Here is a 6,316-nt window from a genome sequence, read left to right as displayed (position 1 = left end):
TCTTCAAGACAGGCCGGCAAAAAGCTCGCCTGGTCACGGTCAACAGCTTCAACGAAACGTCCCATATGGCACCCCCGAAGCAGTGCCAGATCATAGCATCATCAGGGGTTTTCACACAGCCTCGGGTGGAAAGAGGACGGGCGGCTTCTCGAATAACTATTCCCAAAGCTGACTGTACATAACCCCAGAGCATCTAGCTCAATCACCCGCTGGTTCGCTTGACCGGCAATAAATGTCGTAGAGCGTCGTCAGCACCCGCGTGACCGGTTCCGAGGCCAAACGGTAGAAAATGGTCTGACCGTCCCGACGCGTCTTGACCAGCCCTAACGCTCGCAGCTTCGACAGATGCTGGGATAGCGGCGACTGCTCCAGCCCTACAATCTTGATCAGCTCGCCTACGCTGCGCTCCTGCTCAAGGAGGTTGCACAAGACCAGCAGTCGCTTCGGATTGGCCATGGCAGTCAGCAACTGAGCAGCTTCTTCTGCCTTGGGTTCAAGGTCGGTGATCTGCATCACAAGAGCTTCATTGGTTTGCATGGTTGACATATTAGAACATTCTAATATATATGGCAAATACATTTCGGCGATCAGGTGTTCATTCCTGACGCGCCGCAGCGAACCGCATATAGGCATATGGAAACATCATTCACACCCACCCAAGCACTTCTCGGCGGCTCCTTGATTGGAATTGCCGCCGTTGCCCTAATGGCCTTCCACGGCAGGATTGCCGGGATGACCGGTATCCTGACCGGCGTGATCTTGCCAAAAGGTGACTGGGACTGGCGCCTCGCCTTTTTGCTGGGTGCAATTGTGGCACCCGTTCTTATCCTACTGCTCACGGGCACGTCCTTGCCGCTGCAGGCTGAGCTTCCTTCCTTGGCCATTATTTTTGGTGGCCTTCTGGTCGGCGTCGGCGTGACCTTCGGAGGCGGCTGCACGTCGGGCCACGGCGTTTGTGGCATGGCCCGGCTCTCGACCCGCTCCGTTGTCGCCACCCTGACCTTTATGGTGACGACCTTCATGACCGTCTTTATCGTCCGTCATGTCCTGGGGGGCTTCTGATGCTCCGCGTTGTTTCTGCAGCGGCGATCGGCCTTGTTTTCGGCCTTGGCATTGCCATCTCCGGGATGGCCAACCCGGCCAAGGTGCTCAACTTCTTTGACGTGTTCGGCACCTGGGACCCCAGCCTGTTTCTGGTCATGGGGTCGGCCCTGGTCGTTACCTTCGTCGGATACCGGTTCGTGTTGCAGCGCCCCGCTCCGACGTTCGATCGCAAGTTCCATTTGCCAACCAAACGAGATCTGGACGTGCCGCTTATCGCAGGCTCGGCCCTGTTCGGCGTCGGCTGGGGCATTGCCGGGTTCTGCCCCGGCGGCGCCATCCCTGCACTAGGTACGGGCGAGCCGAGACCGTTCATTTTCGTGGCCGCAATGATCGGCGGCATCCTCGGTGCCAATGCGCTCAAGGCGGCTTTCACCCGCCGTCAAGCCTTGGCCTGACCTTCGAACTGGTAAGGAGATTCCATGTCTACCCAACCCATTCCATTTGCACCCGATCTGGGCGTGAAACCGGAAGTTGTGGCGTTCTTCGACGAGCCGACCAACACCATCAGCTACATCGTCAAGGATCCCCATTCCGACGCCTGTGCCGTGATCGATTCCGTCATGGACTTCGACTACGCCTCTGGCAACATTGCCTATGAGGGCGCCGACAAGATCATCGCGCACATCCAGGACAAGGGCTGGAAGCTGGAATGGCTGATCGAAACCCACGTCCATGCCGATCACCTATCAGCTGCGCCCTATATCCAGGCCAAGCTAGGCGGCAAGCTCGGGATCGGCGACCAGATCTGCGTGGTCCAGGACACCTTTGGCAAGATCTTCAACGAAGGAACAGAGTTCCAGCGTGATGGGTCGCAGTTCGACCGCCTGTTCAAGGATGGCGACAGCTATCAGATCGGCACCATGACCGCCCATACGCTGTTCACGCCAGGCCATACGCCGGCAGACATGGTGCATGTGATCGGCAACGCCGTATTCGTTGGCGACACCCTGTTCATGCCTGATGGCGGCTCGGCCCGTGCCGACTTTCCCGGTGGTAACGCTCGTACACTCTACCAGTCAATACAGCGGCTGCTGACCTTGCCAGGCGAGATGCGGCTCTTCATGTGCCACGACTATGGGCCGAACGGTCGCGACATTCAGTGGGAAACCACAATTGCGGAGCAACGTGATCACAACATCCATGTCGGCCACGGCACGTCCGAAGACGAATTCGTCAAGATGCGGGAAGAGCGGGACAGCACCCTCTCCATGCCAAAGCTGATCATCCCATCCCTGCAAGTCAACATGCGGGCGGGACAGCTTCCCCCAGCCGATGATGACGGCAAGACTTACCTCAAAGTGCCCATCAATGGGCTCTCCACCTCCAAGGAGTAACACCATGGCAATCAACAAGATCGACGACCAGTTCGCCCAGTCCCCCCAGATCCAGCCTGATGATGTCAGGCTCATCGCTGAGGCGGGGTACAAAGCCATCGTCTGCGCCCGCCCGGATAACGAAGACCCTGATCAGCCATCCTTTGCGCAGATCGCTGAGGTCGCCGAGCGGTTCGGTGTCAAGGCATTCCACATCCCCGTGTCAGGTCAACTCACCGAAGGTCAGCTCATCCGCTTTGAACAGGCCAAGGCCGAAACCGACGGGCCCATCCTGGGCTACTGCCGCTCCGGTGGGCGCGCCGGCAGCCTCTACGCTGCCACTTTGTAACTGAAAGACGACGATGTTTCTCGAACCCCTGCAATACCTGCTTGGTGCCCTATCGGGCAGCCTGGTGGGCTTCACCCTCGGCCTGTTCGGCGGCGGTGGCTCCATTCTGGCTGTGCCGCTCATGGTCTATGTCGTGGGGGTTCCTGTCGCACACGTGGCCATCGGAACGAGTGCTTTTGCGGTCGCCACCAACGCTGCCACCAACCTTGTCACCCATGCCCGCAAGGGCAACGTGATCTGGCGCTGCGCCCTCATGTACACCGTCGCTGGCATTGCCGGGGCCTTCCTTGGCTCCACGCTGGGCAAGGCCATGGACGGCGACAAGCTGCTGTTCCTGTTCGCCATCCTCATGCTGGTGGTAGGCGTGCTGATGTTCCGCGGGCGGGGTGATCCCGGGATACCTGGCGCCACCTGCAATCGAGAGAAGGCACCCAAGGTGCTGGGCTATGGCGGTCTCACCGGCGCCTTTTCCGGCTTCTTCGGTATCGGCGGCGGCTTCCTGATCGTTCCGGGTCTTGTGGCCTCGACCGGCATGCCGATCCTCAATGCCATCGGATCATCGCTCGTCGCCGTCACCGCCTTCGGGCTCACCACTGCCTTGAGCTACGCCTTTTCGGGCCTGGTCGATTGGCCACTGGCTGCCGTGTTTATCGGTGGCGGGGTGGTCGGTGGACTGGCTGGCGCGCGGCTTGCTGGTTTAATGGCCAGCAAAAAGGGGCTGCTGAACACCGCTTTCGCCGGTCTGATCGTGGCCGTCGCCATTTACATGGCCGCCCAGACCATTACCGCCTTCATCTAAAGAGGAGGCCACCCATGTACAGGTTCGAGACCGAGGTCCTGATTCTGGTTTGACCATCGCCGAACTGCCCTCATCATGGAGTGAAACCGACTTGCCCGTTTCCCTGTTGGGAAACCGGCAAGAAGGACTTTCCTTTGCACCGGACTGCCGACAAGCAAAAGGATCAGCAGGCTCTCCTAAGCCCTTGCTCAAGCCACCGAGAGGCCCACATCGATGTTGTTGCGGGTGGCGTTTGAGTAAGGACAGATCTGGTGCGCCGTCTGCACGAGCGTGGATGCCACGTCACGATCAAGACCTGGCAAAGCCACCACCAGATCGGCAGTGATGCCGAAACCGCCCTCCGAGCGGGGACCGATCCCGACTGTGGCCGTTACGCTGGCCTCGGCCGGCACTTTTACCTTGAGTTGCTGGGCCGCCACTTTCAGGGCCCCCAGGAAGCAAGCCGAATAGCCGGTGGCGAATAATTGTTCGGGGTTGGTGCCTTCACCGCCCGGTCCGCCCAGTTCCCTGGGTGTGCTCAACACAACGTCGACCCGGCCGTCCTCGGTGCGGGCCTTGCCGTCGCGTCCACCAGTCGCAGTTGCGGAGGTCTTATACTTTACATCAACAGACATCATAGTCTCCTTTTGGGGGTGTTTGTGGCCCACATCTTGTGGGCGCTCAGGGTGACACTGTGCGTGTCGGCATCGTTTCGCAGCTGGCGAGACGAATTCAGGGCTCTGCCAGGTCGAGCAGCAGAGTCGGAATGAGTTCTGAAACGGTGGGATGAATAGGCACCGCCCACCGCAAGCTATCGAAAGTCTGGTCGGCATTCATCATGTCGAGAATGCCATGGATGGCCTCGTCGCCGCCTGTGCCCAGGATTGCCGCACCCAGGATGCGGTGTGTGTCGGCGTCGGCGACGATCTTCATGAAGCCTTGGGTTTCCCCTTTTTCCACGGCGCGGCCAACGCGGGCCATTGCCCGCTTGGAGAAGAGGAGCCGTCTGCCGGTCCGGGCCGCCTCAGCCTCACTCATCCCCACCCGCGCCAATGGGGGATCTATATAGAGGGCGTAACCGGGCAGCCGGCTGCTGACCCTCCGGTCATCTCCGTCAAGCAGATTGGCGGCAACGATCTCGAAGTCGTTGTAGGCGGTATGGGTGAAGGCGCCCCGCCCATTGCAGTCCCCCAGCGCCCATATTCCGGGCACACTGGTCTGGAGGTGGTCGTCGACTGTGATGTAACCGCGTTCGTCGGTGAGCACGCCAGCTGCATCAAGCCCGAGGTCATCGGTATTGGGCCGGCGCCCAGCCGCGATCAGCACGTGACTGCCGATCACCGGAGAGGCATCAACCTCGCAATCCACCGACACCGCGACGCCGTCGCCATGCCGTTGAAAGCCGATGCAATTGGCACCGGTCCGCACGGAAATGCCTTCGGCTTGGAGGATCTCCTCGACAGCCTGGGAAATGTCCCGATCCTCGCGCGGTATCAGCCGATCCGATCGTTCGATGATCGTGACCTGCGCGCCGAAGCGGCGATACATCTGCGCGAACTCCAGCCCGATATAGCTGCCCCCGACCACGATTAGGTGCTGAGGAGCGGTTTCGAGGGCGACGATCTCGCTATTGGTTAGAAACGGCACATCATGGAGCCCGGGCAACTCCGGAATAACCGCCCGTCCGCCGACATTGATAAAGATGCGCGGGGCGGTGAGCCTGGCTCCGTTCACCACGACGATGTTGGTTGCTTCAAAGCGCGCGTGGCCGCGGATCAACTCGACATTGGGCATGCTGGCAAGCCAGTTTTCGTTTCCTTGGCGCGAGTCCAGGATGACCTTGCGGGCGCGTGCCGCCACGGCAGCCATGTCGACGACGACGTCGGACCGGGAGAACCCGTAGTCGGCGCCCCGCCTTGCCATGTGGATTGCATAGGCGCTGGCAACAAGGGTTTTGGTCGGCTTGCAACCGGTGTTCACGCAGGTTCCACCCACTTGGTCGCGCTCAATGATCGCAACGGTCATGCCCGCTGCAGCCAGCCGGGACGCCAGCGAGGGACCAGCCTGGCCAGCACCAATGATGATGGCATCGAACGGGCGCACAACATCGGCCCTTGAGTAATCAATTGACATGATAGATCTCTTTAGGAGCGCCGCGCGGGAGTGGCGAAGTTGCCAAGATGAATGGCGGACGCTTTCGGGTGCAAAGCACATAGGATCCGGGGCTTGTGGCGCCCCGGATCGGATGGGAATTCACTCTTCGGTATTTTCCGATAGCGACTGTGGCACACGATAGGCGTTGCTGGCCGGTCGGGCAGCGGGTCGCGTCTGGCCTACATCCAGGTTCGTACCAACCTGAGTGGGGGCGTTGAGCGGGCGGAGCGTGTCCTTGTCGAGGATCAACACACGTCCGGACCCGTCAGGCCCTTGGGCATAAACGCGGATGTCGCTGCCCCATTTTTCGATCTCGGTGGCAATAATTCCCCGGGAGGCCAGTGTGGCGGTGATCTCGGAGATGGGCCGGCCGTCCAGCGCGCGATCCGAGATCAGGCTTTCCGCTGCAAATGCAGTTGGGGACGCAACAAGAAGGGCGAGGGTAAGTGCAATAACTTTGGCGGAGGAGAGAGATTTCATTTTGGTGTTCCTTTCGTTTTGAACACCCCGAACTTGATCTCTGTTCATTGCGCGAACATTGTCGAGATTTCTTTCCCGAAACTATTCGCTTCAACGTCGCTGTTCTCGCTACAGGCCCACGGCATTGTGCGCGTGACT

At 60.0% G+C, this 6,316-nt stretch carries 9 protein-coding genes; 5 read left to right on the top strand and 4 right to left on the bottom strand.

Features of this window, described 5'->3' with window-relative positions; translation table 11 throughout:
- Window positions 1-198: 198 nt before the first annotated feature.
- Window positions 199-513, bottom strand: coding sequence for a metalloregulator ArsR/SmtB family transcription factor (locus HRU92_RS18430; protein ID WP_172124849.1), 315 nt, complete (start codon window positions 511-513; stop codon window positions 199-201).
- A gap of 120 nt (window positions 514-633) precedes the next feature.
- On the opposite strand from HRU92_RS18430, the gene HRU92_RS18425 reads away from it, so the two are divergent.
- From HRU92_RS18425 to HRU92_RS18405, 5 genes are read left to right on the top strand one after another with little or no spacing between them, the layout of a single operon-like run.
- Window positions 634-1,062: a YeeE/YedE thiosulfate transporter family protein gene (locus HRU92_RS18425; RefSeq protein WP_172124847.1), complete on the top strand. Its 429-nt coding sequence runs from the start codon at window positions 634-636 to the stop codon at window positions 1,060-1,062.
- On the top strand, window positions 1,062-1,499 hold the full coding sequence (locus HRU92_RS18420; RefSeq protein WP_127752107.1) for a DUF6691 family protein: 438 nt from the start codon (window positions 1,062-1,064) through the stop codon (window positions 1,497-1,499). Before HRU92_RS18425 ends, HRU92_RS18420 begins: the two co-directional genes overlap by 1 nt.
- Before the next feature lie 24 nt (window positions 1,500-1,523).
- Window positions 1,524-2,438 carry an MBL fold metallo-hydrolase gene (locus HRU92_RS18415; RefSeq protein ID WP_127752106.1) on the top strand — a complete coding sequence of 305 codons (915 nt, stop codon included), beginning with the start codon at window positions 1,524-1,526 and terminating at the stop codon, window positions 2,436-2,438.
- 4 nt (window positions 2,439-2,442) lie between these two features.
- Window positions 2,443-2,766: a TIGR01244 family sulfur transferase gene (locus HRU92_RS18410; RefSeq protein ID WP_127752105.1), complete on the top strand. Its 324-nt coding sequence runs from the start codon at window positions 2,443-2,445 to the stop codon at window positions 2,764-2,766.
- A 13-nt stretch (window positions 2,767-2,779) separates the two neighbouring features.
- Window positions 2,780-3,565, top strand: a complete 786-nt coding sequence (locus tag HRU92_RS18405) for a sulfite exporter TauE/SafE family protein (protein WP_173088852.1) — start codon at window positions 2,780-2,782, stop codon at window positions 3,563-3,565.
- A 188-nt stretch (window positions 3,566-3,753) separates the two neighbouring features.
- Here HRU92_RS18405 and HRU92_RS18400 read toward each other — a convergent pair whose 3' ends face one another.
- The 3 genes from HRU92_RS18400 to HRU92_RS18390 form a co-directional block, all read right to left on the bottom strand.
- On the bottom strand, window positions 3,754-4,179 hold the full coding sequence (locus HRU92_RS18400) for an organic hydroperoxide resistance protein (protein WP_172124845.1): 426 nt from the start codon (window positions 4,177-4,179) through the stop codon (window positions 3,754-3,756).
- Window positions 4,180-4,276: 97 nt separating this feature from the next.
- On the bottom strand, window positions 4,277-5,677 hold the full coding sequence (locus tag HRU92_RS18395) for an FAD-containing oxidoreductase (protein ID WP_172122522.1): 1,401 nt from the start codon (window positions 5,675-5,677) through the stop codon (window positions 4,277-4,279).
- 120 nt (window positions 5,678-5,797) lie between these two features.
- Window positions 5,798-6,178: a hypothetical protein gene (locus tag HRU92_RS18390; RefSeq protein ID WP_172122521.1), complete on the bottom strand. Its 381-nt coding sequence runs from the start codon at window positions 6,176-6,178 to the stop codon at window positions 5,798-5,800.
- Window positions 6,179-6,316: the final 138 nt, after the last annotated feature.

Origin of the sequence: Devosia sp. 1635 (assembly GCF_013185955.1) — a bacterium.
GTDB lineage: Bacteria > Pseudomonadota > Alphaproteobacteria > Rhizobiales > Devosiaceae > Devosia.
The sequence above is the reverse complement of the archived record's forward strand: the minus strand, read 5'-3'. Positions and strand labels throughout refer to the sequence as shown.

Coding starts and splice junctions, on each gene's coding strand:
- HRU92_RS18425 (WP_172124847.1), top strand. CDS start 634: ATGGAAACATCATTCACACCCACCCAAGCACTTCTCGGCGGCTCCTTG.
- HRU92_RS18400 (WP_172124845.1), bottom strand. CDS start 4,179: ATGTCTGTTGATGTAAAGTATAAGACCTCCGCAACTGCGACTGGTGGA.
- HRU92_RS18405 (WP_173088852.1), top strand. CDS start 2,780: ATGTTTCTCGAACCCCTGCAATACCTGCTTGGTGCCCTATCGGGCAGC.
- HRU92_RS18395 (WP_172122522.1), bottom strand. CDS start 5,677: ATGTCAATTGATTACTCAAGGGCCGATGTTGTGCGCCCGTTCGATGCC.
- HRU92_RS18415 (WP_127752106.1), top strand. CDS start 1,524: ATGTCTACCCAACCCATTCCATTTGCACCCGATCTGGGCGTGAAACCG.
- HRU92_RS18430 (WP_172124849.1), bottom strand. CDS start 513: ATGCAGATCACCGACCTTGAACCCAAGGCAGAAGAAGCTGCTCAGTTG.
- HRU92_RS18420 (WP_127752107.1), top strand. CDS start 1,062: ATGCTCCGCGTTGTTTCTGCAGCGGCGATCGGCCTTGTTTTCGGCCTT.
- HRU92_RS18390 (WP_172122521.1), bottom strand. CDS start 6,178: ATGAAATCTCTCTCCTCCGCCAAAGTTATTGCACTTACCCTCGCCCTT.
- HRU92_RS18410 (WP_127752105.1), top strand. CDS start 2,443: ATGGCAATCAACAAGATCGACGACCAGTTCGCCCAGTCCCCCCAGATC.